23 protein-coding genes, 1 tRNA gene and 1 pseudogene are annotated in these 23,516 nt (G+C 43.6%); 14 read left to right on the forward strand and 11 right to left on the reverse strand.

Features of this window, described 5'->3' with window-relative positions; genetic code table 11:
* Positions 1-310 precede the first annotated feature (310 nt).
* Together A4S05_RS12140 and prfC are read right to left on the reverse strand one after the other, a co-directional pair.
* Positions 311-2,581 carry a M48 family metallopeptidase gene (locus tag A4S05_RS12140; RefSeq protein ID WP_069070083.1) on the reverse strand — a complete coding sequence of 757 codons (2,271 nt, stop codon included), beginning with the start codon at positions 2,579-2,581 and terminating at the stop codon, positions 311-313.
* Positions 2,582-2,849: 268 nt separating this feature from the next.
* Positions 2,850-4,478, reverse strand: coding sequence for a peptide chain release factor 3 (prfC, locus tag A4S05_RS12150; RefSeq protein ID WP_069070085.1), 1,629 nt, complete (start codon positions 4,476-4,478; stop codon positions 2,850-2,852).
* Positions 4,479-4,600: 122 nt separating this feature from the next.
* Here prfC and A4S05_RS12155 point away from each other — a divergent pair, with 122 nt between their 5' ends.
* The 8 genes and pseudogenes from A4S05_RS12155 to A4S05_RS12190 all read left to right on the forward strand — a co-directional run bounded on the left by A4S05_RS12155 (position 4,601) and on the right by A4S05_RS12190 (position 11,610).
* Positions 4,601-4,960 (forward strand): DUF4870 domain-containing protein, encoded by a 360-nt coding sequence (locus tag A4S05_RS12155; protein WP_069070086.1) that lies wholly within the window; start codon positions 4,601-4,603, stop codon positions 4,958-4,960.
* 410 nt (positions 4,961-5,370) lie between these two features.
* Positions 5,371-6,351, forward strand: coding sequence for a porphobilinogen synthase (gene hemB, locus A4S05_RS12160; RefSeq protein WP_069070087.1), 981 nt, complete (start codon positions 5,371-5,373; stop codon positions 6,349-6,351).
* A 129-nt stretch (positions 6,352-6,480) separates the two neighbouring features.
* Positions 6,481-6,711: pseudogene (locus A4S05_RS12165) on the forward strand (VapC toxin family PIN domain ribonuclease); the annotation flags it as partial.
* Between the two features lie 364 nt (positions 6,712-7,075).
* Positions 7,076-8,059: an alpha-ketoacid dehydrogenase subunit beta gene (locus A4S05_RS12170; protein ID WP_069070088.1), complete on the forward strand. Its 984-nt coding sequence runs from the start codon at positions 7,076-7,078 to the stop codon at positions 8,057-8,059.
* A 150-nt stretch (positions 8,060-8,209) separates the two neighbouring features.
* Positions 8,210-9,619 (forward strand): protein translocase subunit SecD, encoded by a 1,410-nt coding sequence (gene secD, locus A4S05_RS12175; RefSeq protein WP_069070089.1) that lies wholly within the window; start codon positions 8,210-8,212, stop codon positions 9,617-9,619.
* On the forward strand, positions 9,619-10,605 hold the full coding sequence (gene secF / locus A4S05_RS12180) for a protein translocase subunit SecF (protein WP_069070090.1): 987 nt from the start codon (positions 9,619-9,621) through the stop codon (positions 10,603-10,605). The genes secD and secF overlap by 1 nt, the downstream gene beginning before the upstream one ends.
* Positions 10,606-10,671: 66 nt before the next feature.
* Complete coding sequence (locus tag A4S05_RS12185; RefSeq protein WP_069070091.1) at positions 10,672-11,043, forward strand: hypothetical protein; 372 nt, start codon at positions 10,672-10,674, stop codon at positions 11,041-11,043.
* Between the two features lie 96 nt (positions 11,044-11,139).
* Complete coding sequence (locus tag A4S05_RS12190) at positions 11,140-11,610, forward strand: GNAT family N-acetyltransferase (RefSeq protein WP_069070092.1); 471 nt, start codon at positions 11,140-11,142, stop codon at positions 11,608-11,610.
* Here the strand turns inward: A4S05_RS12190 and A4S05_RS12195 are convergent.
* The 5 genes from A4S05_RS12195 to A4S05_RS12215 all read right to left on the reverse strand — a co-directional run bounded on the left by A4S05_RS12195 (position 11,573) and on the right by A4S05_RS12215 (position 16,062).
* Positions 11,573-12,493 carry a sensor histidine kinase gene (locus A4S05_RS12195; RefSeq protein WP_069070093.1) on the reverse strand — a complete coding sequence of 307 codons (921 nt, stop codon included), beginning with the start codon at positions 12,491-12,493 and terminating at the stop codon, positions 11,573-11,575. The two genes, A4S05_RS12190 and A4S05_RS12195, sit on opposite strands and share 38 nt — an antisense overlap.
* A gap of 492 nt (positions 12,494-12,985) precedes the next feature.
* Positions 12,986-13,594 carry an L-threonylcarbamoyladenylate synthase gene (locus A4S05_RS12200; protein ID WP_069070148.1) on the reverse strand — a complete coding sequence of 203 codons (609 nt, stop codon included), beginning with the start codon at positions 13,592-13,594 and terminating at the stop codon, positions 12,986-12,988.
* Positions 13,595-13,665: 71 nt separating this feature from the next.
* Positions 13,666-14,556: a peptide chain release factor N(5)-glutamine methyltransferase gene (prmC, locus tag A4S05_RS12205; protein WP_069070094.1), complete on the reverse strand. Its 891-nt coding sequence runs from the start codon at positions 14,554-14,556 to the stop codon at positions 13,666-13,668.
* Positions 14,557-14,581: 25 nt separating this feature from the next.
* Positions 14,582-15,397 (reverse strand): Tic22 family protein, encoded by an 816-nt coding sequence (locus A4S05_RS12210; RefSeq protein ID WP_069070149.1) that lies wholly within the window; start codon positions 15,395-15,397, stop codon positions 14,582-14,584.
* A 591-nt stretch (positions 15,398-15,988) separates the two neighbouring features.
* Positions 15,989-16,062: transfer RNA gene (locus A4S05_RS12215), tRNA-Pro, on the reverse strand.
* A gap of 99 nt (positions 16,063-16,161) precedes the next feature.
* On the opposite strand from A4S05_RS12215, the gene A4S05_RS43250 reads away from it, so the two are divergent.
* Positions 16,162-16,296: a hypothetical protein gene (locus tag A4S05_RS43250; protein ID WP_256090950.1), complete on the forward strand. Its 135-nt coding sequence runs from the start codon at positions 16,162-16,164 to the stop codon at positions 16,294-16,296.
* Between the two features lie 65 nt (positions 16,297-16,361).
* Here the strand turns inward: A4S05_RS43250 and A4S05_RS12220 are convergent, their stop codons facing one another.
* Positions 16,362-16,907: a GNAT family N-acetyltransferase gene (locus A4S05_RS12220; protein WP_069070095.1), complete on the reverse strand. Its 546-nt coding sequence runs from the start codon at positions 16,905-16,907 to the stop codon at positions 16,362-16,364.
* 486 nt (positions 16,908-17,393) lie between these two features.
* On the opposite strand from A4S05_RS12220, the gene A4S05_RS12225 reads away from it, so the two are divergent.
* Both A4S05_RS12225 and A4S05_RS12230 read left to right on the forward strand, forming a co-directional pair.
* Entirely contained in the window at positions 17,394-18,113 is a 720-nt protein-coding gene (locus A4S05_RS12225; protein WP_012410214.1) for a hypothetical protein, read from the forward strand.
* Positions 18,114-18,235: 122 nt separating this feature from the next.
* Positions 18,236-19,147, forward strand: a complete 912-nt coding sequence (locus A4S05_RS12230; RefSeq protein WP_069070096.1) for an alpha/beta fold hydrolase — start codon at positions 18,236-18,238, stop codon at positions 19,145-19,147.
* A 129-nt stretch (positions 19,148-19,276) separates the two neighbouring features.
* On the opposite strand, the gene tsaD is transcribed toward A4S05_RS12230, so the two are convergent.
* Entirely contained in the window at positions 19,277-20,326 is a 1,050-nt protein-coding gene (gene tsaD, locus A4S05_RS12235; protein ID WP_069070097.1) for a tRNA (adenosine(37)-N6)-threonylcarbamoyltransferase complex transferase subunit TsaD, read from the reverse strand.
* Positions 20,327-20,594: 268 nt separating this feature from the next.
* Between tsaD and A4S05_RS12240 the strand changes: the two genes are divergently transcribed.
* The 3 genes from A4S05_RS12240 to A4S05_RS12250 all read left to right on the forward strand — a co-directional run bounded on the left by A4S05_RS12240 (position 20,595) and on the right by A4S05_RS12250 (position 22,073).
* Entirely contained in the window at positions 20,595-21,089 is a 495-nt protein-coding gene (locus A4S05_RS12240) for a Photosystem I reaction center subunit III (protein ID WP_069070098.1), read from the forward strand.
* Positions 21,090-21,128: 39 nt separating this feature from the next.
* The gene (gene psaJ / locus A4S05_RS12245; protein ID WP_069070099.1) at positions 21,129-21,278 is read left to right on the forward strand and encodes a photosystem I reaction center subunit IX; all 150 of its coding nucleotides are present in this window, start codon (positions 21,129-21,131) and stop codon (positions 21,276-21,278) included.
* Positions 21,279-21,551: 273 nt separating this feature from the next.
* Positions 21,552-22,073 (forward strand): photosystem I reaction center protein subunit XI, encoded by a 522-nt coding sequence (locus tag A4S05_RS12250; protein WP_069070100.1) that lies wholly within the window; start codon positions 21,552-21,554, stop codon positions 22,071-22,073.
* Positions 22,074-22,139: 66 nt separating this feature from the next.
* On the opposite strand, the gene gmk is transcribed toward A4S05_RS12250, so the two are convergent.
* Together gmk and remA are read right to left on the reverse strand one after the other, a co-directional pair.
* On the reverse strand, positions 22,140-22,739 hold the full coding sequence (gene gmk / locus A4S05_RS12255) for a guanylate kinase (RefSeq protein WP_069070101.1): 600 nt from the start codon (positions 22,737-22,739) through the stop codon (positions 22,140-22,142).
* Between the two features lie 286 nt (positions 22,740-23,025).
* Positions 23,026-23,292 (reverse strand): extracellular matrix/biofilm regulator RemA, encoded by a 267-nt coding sequence (remA, locus tag A4S05_RS12260; RefSeq protein WP_041233849.1) that lies wholly within the window; start codon positions 23,290-23,292, stop codon positions 23,026-23,028.
* Positions 23,293-23,516: the final 224 nt, after the last annotated feature.

The following is a 23,516-nucleotide window of genomic DNA, read 5'->3' on the forward strand; positions in this document are numbered from 1 at the left end:
TTTAGCGCATACATTTCCGACGTTAGTATTACTGCATCGTAACATAAAACACATTTTTTATTCAAGGGAGCATATTTTGAAACAAAAACCAGCCGGTGGCTGGTTGATTTCCTGCTGTGTTGGGAGGATAAAAAGGTATGGAGTAGGGGAAAAGCATCCGATTTCATCACTAAGCTGTAGTGCTGAGTTATGTTGGCTGCTAATGTTTGTGTAAATAAATGTAACACTTGTAAAGAAAACCTGCAACTTTTGTTTACATTCCGATTTGTCCTTTGTCCTTTGCTAATAACGAATGACCAATGACCAATGACTAACCAGTAAGAAAAACGTATGCGCCCCAAGCCTGTGCTGCAACTGCTAAAAAAGTAGACCAAATGGGATGAGGGCTATGAATGGTTTTACCACTTTGAGTTTCCAAGGTTTGGATATCGATCCAAGGTGTTGCTCCTCGGCGGAACCAACCTGTGACGATAATTTGCCTACCAATTAAATCCTGGTGATTGACTGACTGTCCTAGCCAAGAAATGTGGTGTAACTTCACTAAACCTGCGCTGGATTGGAGGATTAAATCTTGCGCTAGAGAGTTGCTAGTGCCTTGACGACCTAATAATTTGCCCACAAGACGCACGCTGACGCTATCAATTGGTAAGGCAGAAGGGTCAGATAACAGGTTGGGTAAGTAGTCGTCAGTTTGCACAGTGTCAGGTTTGATATCTGGGAAGAAAGAATTAATCCGCATCACTGTACCGATGCTAAAGCCAATCAGAAGACAGCCTGTAATGAAAGACCAATCTTCGTATATCCACTTTAGATTTAAAAACTTTAGTGTGAATGCTAGTTGCCAGGTTAGCCAGACTAAAGCTGCAAACAAAACCCCTAGAGGAATTCCCAACCAGGGAGCGATTTGTAATAAGAAAGACTGACGCTTCACCTTTGACGGTTCACTAGCAAAATGTAGCTCGGTGTCTAGATGCCAGTGACGGGCTATTTGGCAGAGGCGTTCGATGCGATCGCCCATCAAAGGATGACTACTATTAATCGTAAACCATCGGCGATAGGGATTGGCAGTATCCCACTTCAAAAAGGCTTCAAAAGATAGATTGCTGGCAATAGTGCCCAAAGCGAGGCTCTGTTGGTAGCTGACTGGTGTCAAAAGATTTAAGCTTTCTAGTTGCCAACTGGTCTGTTCTTGTTTTTGGATATCAGCTGCAATGCCAATAGCAATTTTGAGTAAAGCACGAATCAGGGCATTGGGATTACCAGTAATTTCAGATGCAACGCGATCGCTATAATAAAGCCGCAACCGCGATAACCACAATCCAGTCCCAGTCAGCAAAGACCAAACTCCATAAATTAGACTAGCCAAAATTGTCACCGGCCAGCGCCAAATTTTCGCTGATATTTTGTCTCCCCACTGCGACACTTGCTGATATAGCTGATGAATTGGTAGTGTCACCAGCAGCAACAAAGACATCACAGCAAAATCCCAGTGAGCAATATGCCCTAATTGCGTGGCGTAAATAGTGGCGATTTCATCATCTGCTAATTGCTCTAATAGCCCTTGACTCACAACAATCCTGGCATTACGTGGTAAACTACCATAGGTCAGGATAATTGGTGCAGCCATTGGTAAGATCCGCAGTTTGGGTATGGGCCAGTGTCGCTGTTGGCAACAACGTTGTAGCACCCGAACGGCTTCCCGGCTATGGGTATTTAATACATCTTTAGGAAATTCTCGCTGACCATACAATTTCGCCAGTAGTAGATCCAGCAACCAAGGCGATACTCCGATTAAAATCACCAATACTATTAGCAACAATCTAGTAGGATCGCGGTATAAAAGTTGCAGCGGCTCCAGATAAGGTAGTTTGACTAAAGTCTGGTTGATGAATCCCAATGCTAACTTGAGGATTTCTCGCATAACCCAAAACAGGGCGATGAATGTCCCTGCTGACAGTAGCCGCAAAGGAATTAATTTCGGTTTGCGTAGTGGTTGCCATGCTCTAGCGCGTTGTGCTTGCCGCCAATAAATAACACCGAATAATTTAGCTTGGGTGCGAGTCACAGAACCCATGAAGCCATTTAGGGGTGCAGTTGTTGGTGGTGGTAATGGCGTCGCTACTGTGGCTTTGAGTCTAGCTAGTGGCACCATCGACGGTGTGTCGTCGCTTTTGGTTTCTGTGACTTGATCTTTTGGTTTTTCCTCTAATGTAGGAGTTTCCGGGGGGGGGACTGGGGGAGAATCTGGAGTTGAATTATCAAAGGCAACAAATCCAGTTTCGACATTTTTTGATTCTTGATCGCGTTTTTTACGTTTTGTCAGGTGTTCGAGAGCGCGTGTTGCCCACTCTTGAACTTGCGGATTGTTACTCTCAATGAGATTCTGGGATATAGCGATCGCTTTGGACACTTCGCCAGTGCGAGCATAAGCCATCACTAAACCAACTTGGGCTTGTAAGCTAGCAGTACCATTGCTTTGGCTGCTAGCAATAGGTTCTAAGTGAGCGATCGCTGTTTGGTAATTCCCCTGCTTGAGGGCAACTAAACCAGCCTCCAAAGACGATTTGGCATGTGAAGGCATACAAATTCTGGCACTCCAATCTCTTCTAGGTGATCCACGTTTGTGCAAAAGCGCGAACCTCGGATGCCGTGGAACTCAACCGCGCTCAAGTTTTGCTTGTCAACCAATTTTGGATTTTGGATTTTGGATTTTGGATTGAGCCTGACCACAAGGTTACTTGGCTCAAGGATTTTAAATTAAGGATTTTAGATTTGTTCTACCCACTAGGGGCAAGACATGAACAAAAAAATCTAAAATTTAAAATCTAAAATCTAAAATTCGTAGTGAATTATTCTTCCACTGGTTTTTGACTAGAAAATACTGGAGCGATCGCGCTTAATTTTAACTCTGGATGGTCGCCCAATAATTGTTGACAATTCCATTCATTGCGGAATAGTAACACTGGACGTCCCATACTGTCTTTAACTGTAGTGGTGTTGAATATTCGGCCCACTTTTTCTAATGCTTCCCAACCACCCTCAACCCAACGGGCGACACTGTAGGGCAATAACTCTAATATGGTTTCTACACCATATTCGTTTTGTAAACGAAACTGCACCACCTCGAATTGCAACTGACCCACCGCCGCCAAAATTGGATCGCGCTTGGCTTCATCAGTTGAATACATAATTTGTACAGCACCTTCTTCTCGCAATTCCGCAACGCCTTTTTGGAATTGTTTAGATTTTGAGGGGTTGGGATTCCTCATAGACGCAAACAGTTCCGGCGAGAAATACGGAATCCCCTCATATTCGAGCTTTTGTCCCGTGTAAATTGTATCCCCGATCGCAAAAACACCGGGATTATTCAAACCGATCACATCGCCAGGATAAGCCACATCAATCGATTCCCGCTCTTGAGCAAAGAGTTTTTGCGGGCGAGATAGACGGATGAGTTTACCAATGCGGGCGTGATTCACCATCATATCTTTTTCAAACTTACCAGTGCAGACCCGGATAAATGCGACGCGATCGCGATGCTTCGGGTCCATATTCGCTTGCAGTTTGAAGACAAACCCCGAAAATTCCGGGTATGTAGGGGGAACTTCGCCAACACTGCTGACATGAGAACCGGGTTTGAGGGCATAGTCGAGGAAATACTTGAGGAATAACTCTACCCCGAAGTTAGTCATGGCGCTACCAAAGAACACAGGCGTCATTTTGCCTTCGTGTATCAACTGCAAATCTAGCTCTGGCCCAACTCCTTCTAACAGTTCTAGATCGTTTTTCAGTTGGTGGTAGAGGTCTTGTTCTAGCTGTTCTTCTATTCTCGGATCACCTAACTCGACTATCGTATCACGGGCTTCGCGGCTACCGTGGAAACTGCGCTCAAAGAGGTGTATTTGTTGCTTGTGTCGGTCAAAAACACCTTTAAAGCGATCGCCCATACCAATCGGCCAGTTGACCGCATAGGTTTGTAATCCCAATTCTTGCTCAATTTCATCCAACAGTTCCAGAGGTTCCCTACCTGGGCGATCGAGCTTGTTGACAAATGTAAAAATCGGGATACCCCGCAACTTACACACTTCAAACAATTTGCGGGTTTGGGGTTCCAAACCTTTTGCCGCATCAATCAGCATCACGGCATTATCGGCAGCGGCGAGGGTGCGATAAGTATCTTCACTGAAATCTTGGTGTCCCGGCGTATCTAATAAATTTATTTGACAGTTCCGGTATTCAAATTGCAACACTGTGGAGGTGATGGAAATACCACGTTGTTGCTCCATCGCCATCCAGTCAGAGGTAGCCTTTCGCTGCGCCCGTCGCGCCTTCACCGCCCCAGCTTCGTGAATTGCACCTCCGTACAGAAGTAGCTTTTCTGTTAGTGTAGTTTTACCCGCATCAGGGTGAGATATAATCGCAAAATTGCGGCGAAGTTCAACCGCTTGAATAAGTTCAGACTGAAGTTCAGTAGACATAAATGTATTTGTTTGTTAGCTAACTTAATTTTTTGACTCTTGTAAGTCTTTTAATCTTAAGACAACGATGCTCGTGATAGGGTCGTAATATAACCAACAATCTGACTAAATAGGAGAAAAGAATGTACGACACAGACAAGCGAAAGCTTCTATCTGCCTTGTCGCATGGAGCCATTTTTTTCAGTACGGCTTTTATATCTGTAGGTATACCTATCGCCATACTGCTCGTATCTGATGATCCTGTTGTTAAAGAAAACGCCAAAGAGTCTATCAATTTCCACTTTAATGTCTGGCTGTATGGAGGAATTCTAGGAGCGCTATTTTTTCTATTTGGTTGGTTAGTGTTACCTCTATTATTGTTGGGGCCACTAGCGGGTATTGGGTATCTATTACACTGGGGATTAACAATTTGGGCGCTCATCGGAGTTTTCAGCAATCCTGATATACCCTTCCGTTATCCCTATATTTTCCGAGTTTTTTAACACAAATTATCATTGGGAATGGGGCATGGGGCATTGAGCATTGAGCATTGGGCATTGTCAGTTATTTACTACCAAATACAAAATTTAATTAATTCGTAGCGAATTCTCTGCGTGCCTCTGCGTTTTCCTCTGCGCCACTTGGCGTTGAAATTTCAACCCTCAATTCCCCAAAATTTTGCCAACAGACAGTCTTATCATTTTGAATTGCTTATTATGTCGTTTTTTTCCCAGTCCGTCGGATAGGTGCAACCAAGCTGTAGAATACAAAATTGCCCCACAACTTGATTAAGAGTAGGGCAAAAGGACAGTTAAGCACTGTTTGTAGTCTGTCCGACGGCAGGAAAATTTTAGCCTGCTTTTGTGACGCTTTGTTTTGTGTCCAATTGCGTTGTTTTTCTTCATAAAATTTTATGTTTCCTACACATCGTCCCCGTCGTCTGCGTACTCATCCCCAACTGCGCCGGATGGTTCGTGAAACTGTTTTAACAACAAACGATTTAATCTACCCATTATTTGCTGTACCAGGTGAGGGAATCGCTAACGAGGTGAAATCCATGCCCGGAGTCTACCAACTTTCGGTAGATAAAATTGTTGAAGAAGCAAAAGAAGTTTATGACTTAGGAATTCCTTCGATTATTTTATTTGGAATTCCGGCTGATAAAGATGTGGATGCCACTGGCGCTTGGCATGATTGCGGTATCGTCCAGAAAGCGGCGACGGCGGTAAAAGCAGCAGTGCCAGATTTGATTGTAATTGCTGATACTTGTTTATGTGAGTACACCAGTCACGGTCATTGTGGTTATTTACAAGTTGGTGATTTAACAGGACGAGTTTTAAATGACCCAACTTTGGAATTGTTGAAGAAAACAGCGGTTTCTCAAGCAAAAGCTGGTGCCGATATCATCGCCCCTTCGGGGATGATGGATGGGTTTGTGCAAGCAATTCGTCAGGGTTTAGATGAAGCCGGATTTCAAGACACGCCGATTTTGTCTTATGCTGCTAAGTATGCTTCGGGTTATTATGGCCCATTTAGAGATGCAGCAGACTCGACACCACAATTTGGGGACAGAAGAACTTACCAAATGGACCCAGGTAACGCCCGCGAAGCAATTAAAGAGATTGAATTGGATATTGCTGAAGGTGCTGATATGCTCATGGTTAAGCCAGCCTTGGCATACATGGATATTATCTGGCGGGTGAAGGAAGCGAGTAACTTACCAGTTGCGGCTTACAATGTTTCTGGTGAGTATTCGATGGTGAAAGCTGCCGCTCTCAATGGTTGGATTGACGAGGAGCGCGTGGTTATGGAAACTTTAACTGGGTTTAAACGGGCTGGTGCAGACTTGATTTTGACTTATCATGCCAAAGATGCGGCGCGATGGTTAAAGTAGGACAAATGATTGAATAGTAAGAATTTGCCGACATCTTGGCTCATGAGCAAACGGAAAAGAGTGAATTGATCCGACACTTGATTGTTGAACGTTGGCTAACCTTAGACCTCTTGCAAAAGTGCTTTTTGCAAGAGGTCTTATGAGTGTGAGCAATTATTGCCGCAAGATTTTTCGCGTATTGCTGAGTTTAATACTCAGTACAGAGATTTACCAGGGGATTTTGCATTCTCCTTGATCGTCATTTCGGAATGCTTAGATATTGGTGCGATGCCTAGGTTGGGCTACGCCTATGCTACTTTGAACAGTGATTTTGATATTTATCGGCGTTATCGTAAAAAACCTTTTGGGCGGGTATTTTAGGAATGCGATTTTCAATGCGTAAGTCCTAAAACCTATAAAATCTAACTTAGGTATGTGGATTTATTAATTTGCAACTCCTAATGTAGGGTGCGTTAGTGATTTTCGTAACATAATTTTCTCAAGTATTGATGCGTTAAGCTTGACGGAACGCAACAGCACCTATATATCTGAGAATCAGTTGTCCATTCAGCCTCTGTTACGGAGTTAAAGTTTTGCGTTTTATTTGGCTCCACGTTTCTTATATTCTTGCTCCAATGAAGAGGATCGTTTAAACAACCCAATCTCTAACTAGTGCGATCGCTCACCTTATTTGCGACAGCAGCACGATAAAATTCTAAAACCATAATCGTACTAAAAGGTCTAAATGGCAGAAACACTTTTCTTCAACGCCTTACGGGAAGCCATTGATGAAGAAATGGCGCGTGATTCCAGCGTATTCGTTCTCGGTGAAGATGTAGGACACTATGGCGGTTCCTATAAAGTTACCAAAGACCTGTACCAAAAATATGGCGAACTCCGCATTCTAGACACCCCCATTGCGGAAAATAGCTTTACTGGGATGGCTGTGGGAGCTGCAATGACTGGGTTACGTCCCATCATTGAAGGCATGAATATGGGCTTTTTATTGCTCGCCTTCAACCAAATATCCAACAACGCTGGGATGCTACGCTATACTTCCGGCGGTAACTTTAAAATTCCGATGGTAATTCGCGGCCCTGGCGGTGTGGGACGACAGCTAGGCGCAGAACATTCTCAGCGACTAGAAACTTACTTCCAAGCTGTGCCAGGGTTGAAGATTGTTGCTTGTTCTACACCAAGAAATGCTAAAGGACTACTAAAATCCGCTATCCGCGATGATAATCCAGTGTTGTTCTTTGAACACGTTTTACTTTACAACTTGAAAGAAGATTTACCAGAAGAAGAATACTTGCTACCTCTGGATAAAGCAGAAGTTGTGCGTGAGGGTAAAGATGTCACAATTATTACTTATTCGCGAATGCGGCATCATGTGTTGCAAGCTGTAAAAACTCTTGAAAAACAAGGATACGATCCAGAAGTTATCGATTTAATATCCCTCAAACCATTAGATTTTGATACCATCGGTGCATCAATAAGAAAAACCCATAAAGTCATTGTTGTGGAAGAATCAATGCGAACTGCGGGTATTGGAGCAGAAGTCATCGCCTCAATAAACGATCGCTTATTCGATGAATTAGATGCGCCAGTACTAAGGCTTTCTTCCCAAGATATTCCCACACCTTACAACGGTAATCTGGAACGACTAACAATCATCCAACCAGAGCAAATCGTGGAAGCTGTGGAAAAAATGGTAGCTTTGCGAGTCTAGGGATTGGGGACTAGGGATTGGGGACTGGGTACTGGGTACTGGGTACAAAAAAAATGACCAATCCCCAATGCCCGATCCCCAGTACCCAATACTTGCTCATAACTCCATAAAAGAGCGCTATTATAGCCTTTGTCAGTTGCGAGTTATGGTATGCAAAGACAGCGATCGCTATTAATTTTGATTTTAGTCCTGATAATCGCCGCTATTACGGTGATTGCCACAATTCCGATACCCCTTGGACTGGACTTGCGGGGAGGATCACAGCTCACAATTCAGGTGAAACCATCAGCGGATATTCCCCAAATCACCGAACGAGAATTGGAAGGTGTGAAGAAAGTTGTCGAAGGACGGATTAATGGTTTGGGTGTTTCTGAACCTGTGATCCAAACAGTCGGCACAGATAAAATATTGGTGCAACTACCAGGGGTTAATGATCCAGAGCAAGCTGAACGGGTGCTAGGGGGTACAGCGCAGTTAGAATTTCGTACCCAAAAGCCGAATACAGAAACCCAACTGCTTGCTTTCCAAGCATCTAGAGCCGAATTGAAATTTAAGCAAGAAGAATTAAGAAAGAGTACCGACAAAGCAGCAATTGTCAAGAATCAAGAAGATTTACAGAACAGTAATCAAGCGATCGCAGAATTGTTTGAAAGCACTAATCCACCACTAATTGGCAAATACCTCAAGGATGCATACGGTGAACCCACTCAAGGCGACAACTGGAATGTTGCCATTCGCTTCGACCAACAGGGTGGTGAACTATTTGCCAATTTGACGAAAAATCTTGCCGGAACTGGGCGGAGCATTGGTGTTTTTCTGGACAATGAATTGATCAGCGCTCCTACTGTAGGTATAGAATTTGCCGCCACTGGTATTACTGGTGGCGCTGCGGTGATTACAGGACGGTTTACCCCACAACAAGCCAATGACTTAGGTGTGCAGCTACGAGGTGGTGCATTGCCAGTACCAGTAGAAATTGCAGAAATCCGCACTGTTGGAGCAACCTTGGGTAAAGACAGCATCACTAGCAGTATCTACGCTGGTATCGGTGGTCTGAGTTTAGTATTAATATTTATGGTGGTGTACTATAGACTACCAGGACTGATTGCCGATGTAGCACTATTGATTTACGCATTGCTGACCTGGGCTACCTTTGCTTTATTGGGTGTCACCCTGACCCTACCAGGAATTGCCGGTTTCATTCTCAGTATTGGGATGGCGGTAGATGCGAATGTGCTAATTTTTGAACGGACGCGGGAAGAATTGCAAGCAGGTAAATCCCTTTATCGTTCTGTGGAATCTGGTTTTTATCGCGCCTTTTCCAGTATTTTAGATGGCAACGTGACTACAGTCATTGCCTGTGCGGCACTATTCTGGCTGGGGGCTGGTTTGGTAAAAGGCTTCGCCCTAACTTTAGCTTTGGGTGTAATGGTGAGTATGTTTACGGCAGTTACCTGTAGTCGCACCTTGATGTTTTTAGCAATTACAATTCCCGCACTCAAAAAACCAGAACTTTTCTCTCCGAACCTGCCAACATCAAATAAGGCAGAGGTGGCTTAATGAAACTGAGTATTAACAAATCGCGATCGCTTTGGTGGGCTATTTCTGGTGCTGTCATTCTCGCTGGGATCATCTCAATGGTGATTTCTTGGCAAAACCCGACTATCAAAGCACCCCTACGTCCCAGTTTAGATTTTGTTGGTGGTACACGATTGCAGTTTGAACGGGATTGTAGCAAACCCGGTAACTGCGACCAGCCAATTGATATTAATGTTGTTCGAGAAGTAGCTAAAGAACAAGGATTGGGCGATAGCAGCATCCAAATTGTGGCTGACAAAGGAACTGGCGCAGAAAATGGTATATTAATTCGCACAAAAAACTTGGATCGCGAACAGCGTACCAATTTGCAAAATGCCTTAAGCGAAAAAGTTGGTACTTTTGACGAGCAAAAAAACCAACTTGACACCGTTGGGCCTACTCTGGGAGCAGAACTGTTTAGGTCTGGGGTAATAGCTTTAATAGTTTCCTTTGCAGGCATCATAATCTACTTGAGCTTCCGGTTCCAGTTGGATTATGCAGTGTTTGCGATCGTTGCACTATTGCATGATGTCTTGGTTACGGCAGGGATTTTTTCGATTTTGGGTTTAGTACTAGGTACTGAAGTAGATAGTCTGTTCATCGTTGCTTTACTGACAATTACAGGTTTTTCAGTCAACGATACGGTGGTGATTTACGATCGCATTCGTGAGACGCTGCAAATAAATCCCGATCGACCAATTGCTGACATTGTGGATGATGCTGTGAACCAAACCCTAGCAAGGTCTATCAACACGACTTTAACCACGATGCTATCTTTGTTTGCGATATTTCTGTTTGGGGGAGAAACTCTAAAAAACTTTGCCTTAGCTTTAATTATTGGCTTTACAGCCGGGGCTTATTCAAGTATTTTTATCGCCAGTACTCTTCTAACTTTGTGGCGAGAGCGCAACGGTCAAACAAGTGTGGTAGTCACTGATGAATCGATTGATACATCTCCTGGTAATTAATCATTGAGTATTGGGCATTGGGCATTAGTCTTTAGCAAATGACAAATGACAAAGGACAAATGACAAATGACAACTGACCCATCCTTTACTCAACAAGTAGAAAGATTACATAGGTTGACAATATATGGTAGATGGCTGTTTGTAGTCTGTTTATGGCTCACTGTTGCCCCTGCTTCCTTGTGGGGTCTACGTGCAGAAATTTCTCTGTGGCAGCAATATTTTACCTGGGTGGCGGTGCGATATGGGCTTTTCTACAATCCACTGTCTACCTTTGGTTTAGCCTTTTGTATCGGGATGACCGCTGCTGTTTTAGTTTGGCAAAGTCGGAATATCTTACTCGGACTACCACAGCAAGAAAAACAACGTTTAGAAAAACAAGTTTCTCGAATACGTCAACAGGGGCCAACTCATCCTCTGTGGAAGTGGATTTGTGATTAAATCTTCAAATCGTTGCATATAGATATACGTATTCAGCAATTTCTAGCAAAATACGACTTAGAAACAGCAAATATACTGCTAAAAGTGGTGCCATACATGAACGATCATCAGATTCAATTTAGCGATTACAAGTCTGAAATTGACCTTTACCAACTGCAAGAACTGTTAAACGTTTCAGCTTTCTGGGCAAAGGGACGGAGTATTGAAGATTTAGGTATAGCTATCGCCAATAGTGAACCAGTGATTTGCGTCTGGGATAGCGATCGCCTGATTGGCTTTGCTAGAGCAACATCTGATGGCATATATCGCGCCACAATTTGGGATGTTGTGATCCATCCACAGTATCAAAGTAGTGGGTTGGGAAGCAAGTTAGTAGAAACCGTTTTGACTCATCCCCGCATGAGGTGGGTTGAGCGCGTTTACCTGATGACTACTCACCAGCAGGGTTTCTACGAAAAGATTGGTTTTCAAGCCAACACTACCACTACGATGGTGTTACACAACCTAGCTAACGCTGCTTTCGTTACTACTACAGAAGTTCAGCTTCAGGAATCACTAGGGGGATAGAGATTTGTAGTCTGGTAAGCTGTTGAGGTGCTTCCTTTGCAATGGTCAAGGGCAGAATTTCTAACTTTCCTCCCATAACTTCCACCAGAGTTTGATTGATTAATAGCCTCATTCCTGGGGAAAGAGCAGCGTTTGCTTGGTTAATCTGACTCAGATGATCTTCAGATTTGAGTAAATCAATCGGCTCGCTCCAGGCTATGGCATTGGTTGGTACATCCAGCCAAATGTTTACAACATTATTTGTAGTTAAGGTGCTACTGGAAATACAGATGCTGCCTTCCTCCATCTGAGTAATGGCAGTGTCTATTAAACTGATCAATATTTGGCGGAGCCAGAGGTTATCTGCCAAAACATAAATTTCTGGGTCGGCGGGTAACAATTGCAAGGGAAAATTGCGATTTGCCGCCAGCATATAGGTTAATTTATGAACCTCCTCCAAAATTTGGGCTAAAGGTCTAGGCTGAATATCTAATTTATTAGTACCATGTTCAGTTCTCGCAACGTTGAGAATTTCATCCATCAGCTTCAGCAGTTTCAGCGTTCGCTCGTGAGCTTGGGCAATAAATTCTCGTTCCTCAGCTGGATCTTCACACAAATCGGACAAAATTAACTGTTGCAAGCCAATCAGACCATTGAGGGGCGATCGCAATTCATGAGTAGTCCGCGCTAAAAAACCAGCTTTAAACTGGCTCATTTCCCTTGCCATCAGGTATGCCAGCTGCGTTTGCTGTAGCTGTTGCGATATTGGTGGCATATCCTGTTGAGCTAATGGCGCTACTGGGGATGAGCTAGATGAAACATTAGACGAACGCACAAATAACTGACGGAAAACCATACCTAGTGCAATTCCTGCTCCTAGATATATCCAGTTGCTCCAATTCATCAGAAATATGGGTAGAAACCCCGTCCTAGAAGGACGGCTTTACAATTGTCACTACTGCCTTGGGGTTGCTTGAATCGGTGTACCTTTGTACTGTACTTTCAATGGGACAGTTACCATTTCAAATCTTGCAACCCTGTACACATAGTGTTTTGCACGGGAAGTGCCTCCCTTACGGGGTGATGTTAGCTTCGTCAATGTTTTAAGAGCTTGTTAGGCTAGCAGCACTGTCTCAGTGACCTTAAGACTGTTTAACTACCAGCGACAGAGCGGAAAACTAGCTACGCATTCTCCGGTGTCGTGACTCAAAAAACGTAGTCAGTTATGACTTAGACTGGTCAGAACGGCTTGAGAGAAAATCTAACAAGCCTCATGCCTTTAGGCTGAGGTTCCTGACAATCTGGCAATTATTAACTTGTTCATTGACCACAACAGCGCAAACGAAAGTTCCAGATTTATCTGTTGTGCAAATCAGGAAAACAACATTATAGCTACCTATATCTGGTTATCACTCGAAATATCTAAGTTGATCGCACCTTGCCGCAAAATCTGCCAATTTATCCCTGTCCATTTAGCAACGGTGGAAGGTACACCCATTCCCGACATTTCACCCTCATATTCTGTTGTTGCTAGAGTCCGAACTGTAGGAAACTGATTCTCAATTTCTGCCATCGTTTGCAAAGGTGACTGACCAGAAAAATTGGCGCTAGTGGTGGCAAGAGGGCCAGTTTGCGCCAAAATAGTTTGAGCGATCGCACTGTTTGGGACTCGAATACCAATTGTTGTCGGGTCAATGGGATTCATAACTTTGGGTAGACGTTCACTCGCTGGTAAAACTAATGTCAGCCCTCCCGGCCAATATTTATCTACTAATTCTTGCCAAATTTTATATTCGTCTTCACTACCTTTGACATACGGCCACAAATCTTCAGCACTAGCCGCCATCAAAATCAAAGGTTTATCTTGACTGCGTTGCTTCGCCGCAAAAATTAATCCTGCTTTTTCTGGTACGGTTGCAAGTGCCGGAACAGTATCCGTAGGAAAGCTCACCAAAAAACCAGCACGTGCGCCAGCTATTAAATTTGTTAGAGAAACTTGTGTCATTGTTATGGGTTTGGGCATGAGGCAGGTTTCCTATTTTCTATGCGCTATGCCCCATGCCCCATGCCCTTTTCCTAACTTTTATAAGCAAGGGCAAAGCGTTCAATTCCAGCTAAATCAGCATGAATTTGAATCTTACAATAGCTACCTTGATTTTGCAAAAGTTCTCGCACTGCATCCGCCTGTCCTGCCATCATCTCAATCAACCACACGCCACCCGGTTGCAAATAACTAGGGGAGACTTCTATCAAATGGCGAATGCAATCTAAGCCATCACCGCCACCATCCAAAGCTAGATGCGGTTCATGGTTCACTACTTCTGGTTGCAAACTAGGTAAAATGCTGGTGGGTATGTAAGGGGGATTCGACACCATACCACTGAACTGACCTTTTAAGAATGTCAGTGGCTCCCACCAAGAACCTTGATAAAATTTAATCCGGTCAGCAAAACCCAAATTATCGGCGTTGGTTCGTGCGATCGCCAGAGCTTCTAAACTGTAATCAACTGCATGAATTGTGGCTTTTGGCAAGACATCTGCTAATCCCAGTGCGATCGCTCCACTCCCAGTACCCAAATCTGCCCAGTGCCCTGAAGCACTGCTAGCAGATGCTTCCGCTAAATCAATTAAGCACTCTGTCTCTGGTCGGGGAATCAAAACTGCACTTGACACCATGATTTCAAAGTTACGCCAAGGTGTAACTCCCGCAATATACTGCACTGGCAAGCGGTCATTTAATCGCCTTTGCCACAACTGGTCTAACTCTTCTAAAGGCAATTGCAGCTGAACTTGCGGCCAGTTTTTAAAAGACTCCAAACGCAGTGCCAAGCGGTCTAAGCCAGCAATTTCTAAGAGCAGCCAATCTACCTCTCCTGGTGGGACATCAGTGGCGATCGCTGCTTCAAGAGCTGCATTTCGCCACTGCCAAAGTTGTAAACCAGAAACTATCAGATGTTTCTCCCCCATACCTCAACCTTGGAACGCATATCCGTTATTTTTTCGGAGCGGGGGCAGCAGGCTTGGCGGTTGGTGATTGATTCGGCGAAAGGGAGCGAATAAAATTGATCGACTCCCGTGATGGATAGAGAACAATTTTATTGATGCTAGGATCGCTGCTGCTATTGAGAGCCTCCATAACACCGTACAAATCCACTACCTGAATTTCAGTGTTTTCTGCTTCCTTTGGCACGGCTTTCTTGAATTCGTCTAACAGAGCCACTGCTTGCTCTTTCTCAAAAAAGAAGGGGATGTACCGCTCGTTACCTTTGGCAACGGGAATGGTCAGATAGCTATTATCTTTCTTAAATTTGGGTACAAATAAGGGAATACCATTGAATTGCTCCCCTTTTTTACCATTTTGATTTAGCATACTTGTCGCCGAAGCTACCTGTTGTTGCGTCGGGACTAAAGTATAAATTACTGAGTCTGGTTTCTTTTTGCTTTCTTGGACTATTTTATAGTAGTCTGCCAGAGACAAAGGTCTAACCTGTAGGGTGCTTGCTAACTGGGGATTTTCTTTTTTCAGGCGATTGTCAAGAAATTTTTGAGCATCTTGCTTGCTAATAAAAAATCCTACCTGTGAAACCGGCTTGGATGCGTTGTTTCTGGAAAGAACTACGAATTCGCCTTTCGGATTGGTAAGCGTGAATACAGGTACTTCTTGGAGCTTTTTAACTACCTGATCTTGTGGCAATGCGATCGCCTCTAGATTTCCTATTCCTGGTAGATTGCCGATTCCTGAAAGCCCAGTTAAAAATACACTGCCAGCTATACCCAATGTTGCGCCCAAGCGAATAAATGATTTCATGACTGCTCCTCGCATCAATAGTCCAATTAAATTAAACAAATGGTTGGATTTCCACAGCACCAACTAGCTTTAGTTATATAGCAATCTATTTCAGTTGTGAAAAATTCATTGTGCGCGTTGAGGTTGGGTGTTAAACATCAACGGTCAAAATCCAATGTTCCCCAACTATTTAGGGTTGCTATAGTATCGTTTTCAGAAATTGGCTGTGTTAACGTTGTGTTTTTCTCGGATTAGCTCCGCTATTCACCGCGAAACGCCGTAGATGCCTATTATATGTCTTCTCAAACAGTGAAAAGTCTCTCCATCTCTCCGGACTTGGAGATGATAAATGCCATTCTATCGGCTTTTTATAATATTGGGTGACGCGATTGCTTAATCAATCGTTCCATCTGGGATTGCTTTAATATCTTCTCAAATATATACAAAGCTTAGTTTCAAAAATAATTTACTGCTTAAGGACTAATATTTGTATCTTAGGCTTCAACAGCAGAACAGTCTAATTGATATTCTCGGTAAAAACACGCAATTAAACTGCATGTGTCTGCAAAAAAATCAGTTAATCTGCTTTAACTTTTAACTATCTTAATTAAATCGGGATGACAGGATTTGAACCTGCGGCATCCTGCTCCCAAAGCAGGCGCGCTACCAAGCTGCGCTACATCCCGGTTACACTTGTTCACTTTTTTGGTTTGCTCTTAACTCCCCATCAAAGCGATCGCACTTTTTACAAGGCATTAATTTAATTATATCAGATAAAACGGCTTATGCCTAATATCTTTTATCTTCTACAAAGACAAGCTAGATTACATCCTTACACTGATAAAGGTTTTTCTGCCGACTTAGTTTTACAAGAGATATACTTGTTTGTTCGTCGGCTAAACCTTGTCAAACCAAATTAAAGTAATAGATTTGTACTAGTATCCCTGATTTTCTTGTGCGAATCGGGTTTTATTTGGATTGAGCGCTAATGAGGATACCAGAACATGCCTTTGATGCCTTCTGGATCAGCCATAAACCCCATAGTTCGGTAGAAATCTACAACATGTGGGTCAGCAAAGAGAGTGACATTACTAATTTCTTCACTCCTAAGTTTTTTGAGAACGTATTTCATCAGCGCCTTACCCAGTCCTTGACTTTGAAAGTCTGGGTGAACCACCACATCCCAAATTGTGGCATTAAACGCGTGATCTGAGGTAGCCCGTGCAAAACCAATGAGCCGCTTTTGGTTTCCTCTCACCTGCCACATTGAGGCGACGAGAAAACTATGCTCAATAGCTTTTTTCACTTTTCTTAGAGGACGACGCGACCAACCAACTGCATCACAGAGTTCTTCTAGCTCATATAGGTCAATGTCTCGTTCCGTGCTAAAGACGATTCGAGCCTCCTTTGAAGAAGCTTCGCTAATGCTACTGGAGTTGCCCGCAGCTGCCGCTGTATGCTCTTCAAAGGGGTTTGTCCTAGTTGTCGCTATAGATTCAGGAGTACTAAACCAAGTTTTCCAAAAACCCATGCCAACGTGGTTCGGGTAGTATAACTGAATTGGTTTCCACTCTTAGGAGTGTTGATTCATATTTAACATAGCTACCCCCATTTACTACCCTTTACACTCAAAATTTTTCGGTTGTTTTCGGGATTTGTAATGGTAACAGCCAGTTAAAGCGTGTTTCACACCAATCATTTTCAACTTTAGCATTTTGTTGTAAAGGCTAGGAGAAATTCATCAAAAGGGAAGGATAATAAGTAATTCAAAATTCAAAATTCAAAATGGAAAAACCTAATCCTGGGAATTACTCGTATAGAGCTTAAATGCACGTTAGCTTAGGAGTGAATTGTATACAAGGGATTGGGCATTAGGCATTGGGTATTTAAGAACACTCTATTTCTTGTCCCCCCAGTCCCTAATTCCCAGTCCCTAATTCCCAGTCCCCCATCCCAGCCCTCAATCCCCAACACCCAGTCCCCAGGTGACGAAAGCAAGCGAGTCTTACCCTTAACAATGGCTTCTGGTTTAAAATCTTCGACACTGGAACTCCTAAAGCGCTTTAACCGAGCGTTTCCCCAGTTTTATGAGCAATTCGTCAGCAGTGAAATTCAACTGCAAAATTTGCGGCTAGCCTACCGTCTCTATAAAACTAGACGCGCTGTGATTGAACTGAAACCGGAAGGTAGCAAAAGTGCCCTGCATTTTGCTTACCGCAACCAGTCTTTTCTCCTCAGCGATATTTTTGGTGTACTAGCAGCTTATGGGTTGACTATCCACGGTTTGAGTTTATACGGTCAAATCCGTCCGCCAATGTTGGTTTTTATCAAACTGTTGGTGTCTCGTGGTAGTAAAGCCTTAACCGAGAAAACCGCAGAAAATGTCTGTCGCGCCATTCGCGAGGCTTTGGGAGGTCGGTTTGAGGTAGAAGAGATGCTGGCAGTAGAATTCAATCTTGACACTGGCTTAGAACAGGTACAAACTGAGTTCTATGTCGATCCGGTCTTTCATCTCCCCGCACTAGTGATTGAAGCCGATAATCAACCAGGATTATTCTACAAAGTGATGTACGCCATCTGGCAGGAAGACCTTCTGGTAGTCAATGCCAATTTACTAGTTTGGCGCGGACGTACACGGCTAATTCTCTACTTGTTGGGGCCAAATGAAAGCCTCATTCCTGAATATCTGGGTCACAAAATTGCTGAAGGAGTGCGACAGAGGTTGCTAGGTAAATGAAAAAGTTATGAGTTATGAGTTATGAGTTAAAGATTAATAACTCCTCATTCCTAACTTCTAACTTCTAACTCTCTTCCTATTCCGTATTTAGTCGCACCCGCCCTTAAGGGTACGATATAAGTATGGCAACTATCGAAATCTTGGGCGTTCCACACGCATACGAGCTAACGGCTCCCACTTCCTGCCCCCATGCTTTAGTATTTATCCACGGTTGGCTTAATAGCCGTGGATATTGGCAACCTGTGATTTCCCGCCTATCAGATGATTTGCAATGCCTTTCCTATGATTTGCGGGGTTTTGGTGAATCGCAATCCCAGGTAAAAACTGATTTTAGTCGAGCACAAACGTCTCTGAGCCTGACGCCCATCTCCAGTAGTGCGGTTGGCTCACCTTTCGATTCTATTTACACTCCTGCTGCCTATGCTCAGGATTTAGCAGCTCTTCTGAAACAGCTGAATATTACCAGTGCTTGGCTAATTGGTCACTCGTTGGGTGGGACGATCGCTCTTTGGGGAGCAGATCAAATGCCTGAGTGTGTTAAGGGAGTTATCTGTATCAACGCTGGCGGTGGTATTTACCTCAAAGAAGCCTTTGAGCAGTTTCGCTCGGCAGGTCAGAAATTTTTGCAAGTCCGCCCGCGCTGGCTGTCCCAAGTGCCTTTGATTGATTTGCTGTTTACTAGAGCGAGTGTAGCTCGTCCTTTAGACCGCTATTGGGCACGTCAGCGGGTAATAGATTTCGTCGTGGCTGACCCAGAAGCGGCTCTGGGAACTCTGTTAGACTCCACAACCGAAGAAGAAATCAATCGTTTACCTGAGCTAGTATCCCAACTCAAGCAGCCAGTTTATTTTTTGGCTGGTGCAGAAGACAAAGTTATGGAACCCAAGTATGTGCGCCATTTAGCTAGCTTTCACAGACTGTTCCAATATTGTGCTGACAATGTTTTGGAAATTCCTAATTGCGGACATCTGGCTATGTTGGAACAGCCGGATGCTGTCGCTGATCATATTCGGTCGATAGTCATTGGGCATTAGGCATTGGGCATTGGGCATTGGGCATTGGGCAAAACGCCCCGCTATCCATGTACAACACTCATTACTCAGTAGTCTTGAGGGGCATTGGGAATTTGTGGTTACAAATGACAAATGACAAATGACAAATAACTACTCAATAGGTTGATACAACTTCATCACCTGAGTGAGGGCTAATCTAGACTCAACGCCTAGTGTGAGGGGGGATGTATGACCACGGGATAGATGGTCAGCGGCGGCACAGCCGATCATGGCGGCGTTATCGGTACAGAATTTTAGAGGTGGGAATAAGACGCGTAGGTTATGTTTAACGGCGGCGGCTTGGAGGTTTTTTCTCAACCCGCTATTAGCTGCTACACCGCCACCAATGGCAATTGTGTCTAGGCCATAGTCTATGGCACAGGCGATCGCTCTTTTGGTTAGCGATCGCGCTACGGTATCCTGAAAGCTAGCTGCTACATCTGCTACTGGCACTTGTCCACCATCTTTCTCTAACTGCTGCACTAAACGCAATACAGCCGTTTTTAACCCGCTAAAACTCGCATCATAACGATGAACCCCCCCACCAGGTAGAGAAACTTTTCCTTCCGGTAAGGCAAAGGCTTGAGAATTTCCCTGTTGTGCCAACTTGTCAATCACTGGGCCACCGGGATAACCCAGCTTTAACAATCGCGCCACTTTATCAAAGGCCTCACCCGCTGCATCATCACGGGTTTGTCCCAGTGTTTCGTAATTACCACAATCTTTGACATAAATCAAGCTTGTATGTCCGCCCGAAACTAATAAACTAAGGAAAGGGGGATTTAAAGTTGATTCGCTTAAATAAGTTGCATAAATGTGACCTTCGAGGTGATGAACTCCCAAAAATGGCTTGTTGTGTACCATCGCTAGGGTTTTAGCAGCAGTCAACCCCACCAACAGCGCACCTACAAGTCCAGGGGCACAAGTGGCGGCAATTGCGTCAATTTTTCCCCAGTCTAGTTGGGCTTCCTCTAAGGCTTGTGCGATCGCAACATTTATCGTTTCCAAGTGCTGGCGAGATGCTACTTCCGGCACTACCCCACCATACTGCTGATGGACAGGAATTTGCGAGGCTACGATACTGCTGCAAACTTTACGATTGTTAACAATTGCAACGGCAGTTTCATCACAGCTGGTTTCTATTGCTAAAACGGTTGTCATTGGTAGTGCTGAGTGCTGAGTCCTGAATAGTAGAGAGAAAATCTTGCTTCTTTACTACCCTACAACAACAATTCTTACTACTCGGCACTCGGAACTCAGCACTCAGGACTAATTTTGGTTGAGAAGCTTTAACTTTTATTTACTTAAACTTTACTCGGTTCCCACCCAAGAGTATGATGACTTCCTAGTTATGCAAATAAACAGACTGTACAAGCCGCTTCGTTTTGTACAAAAAACTTCTTGTTTTGTAATAAAAGGAAACAACTCTATGCGACGATTGTTTGCTTTGATGTTAGCGATTAGTCTTTGGTTCAATTTTGCTCCCCCAGCACAAGCTTTAGGAGCTAATTTGACACCGTGCAAGGACAATCCCGCTTTCCAAGAGCTAGCAGCTAATGCCCGTAATACCACCGCTGATCCCCAATCAGGGAAAAAGCGGTTTGAGCGTTATTCTCAGGCGCTATGCGGCCCTGAGGGCTACCCCCACTTGATTGTTGATGGTCGTCTAGATCGGGCTGGTGACTTTTTGATCCCTAGCATTCTGTTTCTATATATTGCTGGTTGGATTGGTTGGGTAGGTCGTGCCTATCTGCAAGCAATCAAAAAGGAATCTGACACTGAACTAAAGGAAATCCAAATCGATATTGGTTTGGCACTACCCATTATCCTCTCAGGCTTTGCTTGGCCAGCAGCAGCAGTCCAAGAATTTCTCTCTGGTAAGTTAGCAGCCAAGGATTCAGAAATTCCAGTTTCTCCACGCTAAATCAGCTTAACTAATTCATTCGTTTTGGAGACTAAATTCATGGCAGACAAAGGCGACCAATCATCTTATTTGATTAAATTCATTTCTACAGCGCCCGTTGCAGCTACTATATGGCTGTTTATCACAGCAGGTATCTTGATTGAATTCAACCGCTTTTTCCCCGACCTACTTTTCCACCCACTACCATAAGTGGAAAATTGGATTTAGCACAGTTGAATTTCTTGTGTTTTGCCTAATATTGTGTAGTGGATGTATTCAGCTTAGTTAAGCAGAATTATCACCAAAATAGTCAGCAAAAATAGTTTTTTGAAACTCGTGATTCTGTTTACAGATCGCGAGTTTCACAGGTTTAAAATTAGCTAAATTAATTTTTCTAAACTTCCTAGCAAAAAGACATCTTTAGCCACAATTATTATTAATATAAAAATGCCACCATTTTAATTTAGAGGCTGAACATAAAATATGGCACAAGCAGTAGATGCATCAAAGAATCTTCCCAGCGATCCAAGAAATCGGGAAGTTGTTTTTCCCGCATTCGGCGATCCTCAACTAGGCAATCTAGAAACCCCGGTTAATTCTTCTCCCTTGATCAAGGGATTCATTAATAATTTGCCTGCTTATCGCCCAGGTCTAGCTCCTGCTAGACGCGGTTTAGAAGTTGGCATGGCTCATGGTTACTTACTATTTGGCCCCTTTGCCAAATTAGGCCCACTGCGAGACACAGGTAATGCTAACTTAGCTGGATTATTGGGAGCCATAGGCTTGGTTGTTGTACTTACAGCTTGTCTATCTCTGTATTCCAATAGCAATCCGCCCAAAGCACTTCCTAGCGTTACCGTACCCAACCCTCCAGCAGATGCTTTTAACTCTAAAGAAAGCTGGAACAACTTCGGCAGTTCTTTCTTGATTGGTGGTATTGGTGGTGCAGTAGTTGCTTACTTTTTAACTAGTAATTTGGCACTAATTCAAGGTCTATTTGGTTAATTACTAGCAGTTAGGAGTTAGGAGTTAGGAGTTTAAATTTATAACTTCTAACTCCTAACTCCTAACTTATTTAAACAAAACCGTTTCAATGTCATTTAAAGCAGTTTCAAAATCGTCATTAACGATTTGAATGTCAAATTCATCTGCGGCTTGAATTTCTTCTTGGGCGCGGAGTAGACGACGGGCGATCGCTTCTTCGGAGTCTTGGGCACGAGAGCGGATTCGTTTCTCTAATTCATCAAATGAAGGCGGTAAAATAAAAATGCTGAGGGCACTGGGGAAGGAAGCACGAATTTGTCTTGCCCCTTCTAGTTCTATTTCCAACACCACCAACTTACCGGAATGAATTTGGTTAAGTACAGCTTCACGGGGTGTGCCGTAATAGTTACCAGCAAACTCTGCCCATTCTAAAAATTCACCTTCAGCAACTAATTGTTCAAACTTGCTGCGGCTGATGAAGTAATAATTTTTACCATCAATTTCCCCTGGACGGGGAGAACGTGTCGTCACGGATACGGAATAATAGAGTTCTGGATGACGCTCTAGGAGCGATCGCATTAAAGTGCCTTTGCCGACCCCACTGGGGCCAGTCAAAACAATTAACCTGCCTAAATGTAAGCATTTTTCGGTAGTAGCACTATTCTGGATGGGTAAAACTGGCATCATCCCTTCAACCTGTGAATCAATCAATAGATATTATTCATTAGTGTTGTGTTCTTGGTCTAGTCCACGGTGACTAAAGAATTTGTAGCAAGAGTGACAGAAAGCTTGTCTAATTCACATGTTACTGCCGATATGGTGCAAATAGAAGTGGGATTTAGGATTGTTAGTCTACTGTTAATAGTTCACCAAAGCAACTTTGTTAGGCAGCCATAAATTTGACAAAACGAAAGAAAAGACTTGTCTCTACTCCCCACCCTCACCCAGTAATTTTGGGTTGTTTGAGTACTAGTCAATTATCTACAGTTTGATGTTCACGGGAAATCACAAAGCGATTTGCTACCGTTTCCGGCTGAATCGCTGACAGAATGACGTGGCTGGAATCGGTGATAATTACAGCCCTAGTCCGACGACCGTAAGTTGCATCAATCAGTTGACCTCTGTCCCGTGCATCGGTAATAATCCGCTTAATCGGGGCAGACTCTGGACTGACAATGGCAACTACTCGGTTGGCAGACACGATGTTACCAAAGCCGATGTTGATTAATTGAATATCCATAAAAAAACTGACGCTAAACGCGGTTTGAAAAGCTTGAAATAAACTTATCCTCATGTTATCGCCAAAAAACAGGAGTTACAACGATTAAATTCAAGCCAGTCTGCGTTTTTAAATAATGTCTGCTTTTTTTAGCTATTTATCAGCTATTTTTCCTTAAAATCATCCCAAAGATATATGTGAAATTTCACTGATACAAGCTATTTGGGTGATGTACATTTATTTTG

This window comes from Nostoc sp. KVJ20 (assembly GCF_001712795.1).
In the GTDB taxonomy this organism is placed as follows: domain Bacteria; phylum Cyanobacteriota; class Cyanobacteriia; order Cyanobacteriales; family Nostocaceae; genus Nostoc.

What these genes read in the sequence shown, in the direction of transcription:
- A4S05_RS12140 (WP_069070083.1), bottom strand. Translation starts at nt 2,581, where the DNA reads ATGCCTTCACATGCCAAATCGTCTTTGGAGGCTGGTTTAGTTGCCCTC.
- prfC (WP_069070085.1), bottom strand. Translation starts at nt 4,478, where the DNA reads ATGTCTACTGAACTTCAGTCTGAACTTATTCAAGCGGTTGAACTTCGC.
- A4S05_RS12155 (WP_069070086.1), top strand. Translation starts at nt 4,601, where the DNA reads ATGTACGACACAGACAAGCGAAAGCTTCTATCTGCCTTGTCGCATGGA.
- hemB (WP_069070087.1), top strand. Translation starts at nt 5,371, where the DNA reads ATGTTTCCTACACATCGTCCCCGTCGTCTGCGTACTCATCCCCAACTG.
- A4S05_RS12170 (WP_069070088.1), top strand. Translation starts at nt 7,076, where the DNA reads ATGGCAGAAACACTTTTCTTCAACGCCTTACGGGAAGCCATTGATGAA.
- secD (WP_069070089.1), top strand. Translation starts at nt 8,210, where the DNA reads ATGCAAAGACAGCGATCGCTATTAATTTTGATTTTAGTCCTGATAATC.
- secF (WP_069070090.1), top strand. Translation starts at nt 9,619, where the DNA reads ATGAAACTGAGTATTAACAAATCGCGATCGCTTTGGTGGGCTATTTCT.
- A4S05_RS12185 (WP_069070091.1), top strand. Translation starts at nt 10,672, where the DNA reads ATGACAACTGACCCATCCTTTACTCAACAAGTAGAAAGATTACATAGG.
- A4S05_RS12190 (WP_069070092.1), top strand. Translation starts at nt 11,140, where the DNA reads ATGAACGATCATCAGATTCAATTTAGCGATTACAAGTCTGAAATTGAC.
- A4S05_RS12195 (WP_069070093.1), bottom strand. Translation starts at nt 12,493, where the DNA reads ATGAATTGGAGCAACTGGATATATCTAGGAGCAGGAATTGCACTAGGT.
- A4S05_RS12200 (WP_069070148.1), bottom strand. Translation starts at nt 13,594, where the DNA reads ATGACACAAGTTTCTCTAACAAATTTAATAGCTGGCGCACGTGCTGGT.
- prmC (WP_069070094.1), bottom strand. Translation starts at nt 14,556, where the DNA reads ATGGGGGAGAAACATCTGATAGTTTCTGGTTTACAACTTTGGCAGTGG.
- A4S05_RS12210 (WP_069070149.1), bottom strand. Translation starts at nt 15,397, where the DNA reads ATGAAATCATTTATTCGCTTGGGCGCAACATTGGGTATAGCTGGCAGT.
- A4S05_RS43250 (WP_256090950.1), top strand. Translation starts at nt 16,162, where the DNA reads ATGCCTAATATCTTTTATCTTCTACAAAGACAAGCTAGATTACATCCT.
- A4S05_RS12220 (WP_069070095.1), bottom strand. Translation starts at nt 16,907, where the DNA reads ATGGGTTTTTGGAAAACTTGGTTTAGTACTCCTGAATCTATAGCGACA.
- A4S05_RS12225 (WP_012410214.1), top strand. Translation starts at nt 17,394, where the DNA reads ATGGCTTCTGGTTTAAAATCTTCGACACTGGAACTCCTAAAGCGCTTT.
- A4S05_RS12230 (WP_069070096.1), top strand. Translation starts at nt 18,236, where the DNA reads ATGGCAACTATCGAAATCTTGGGCGTTCCACACGCATACGAGCTAACG.
- tsaD (WP_069070097.1), bottom strand. Translation starts at nt 20,326, where the DNA reads ATGACAACCGTTTTAGCAATAGAAACCAGCTGTGATGAAACTGCCGTT.
- A4S05_RS12240 (WP_069070098.1), top strand. Translation starts at nt 20,595, where the DNA reads ATGCGACGATTGTTTGCTTTGATGTTAGCGATTAGTCTTTGGTTCAAT.
- psaJ (WP_069070099.1), top strand. Translation starts at nt 21,129, where the DNA reads ATGGCAGACAAAGGCGACCAATCATCTTATTTGATTAAATTCATTTCT.
- A4S05_RS12250 (WP_069070100.1), top strand. Translation starts at nt 21,552, where the DNA reads ATGGCACAAGCAGTAGATGCATCAAAGAATCTTCCCAGCGATCCAAGA.
- gmk (WP_069070101.1), bottom strand. Translation starts at nt 22,739, where the DNA reads ATGATGCCAGTTTTACCCATCCAGAATAGTGCTACTACCGAAAAATGC.
- remA (WP_041233849.1), bottom strand. Translation starts at nt 23,292, where the DNA reads ATGGATATTCAATTAATCAACATCGGCTTTGGTAACATCGTGTCTGCC.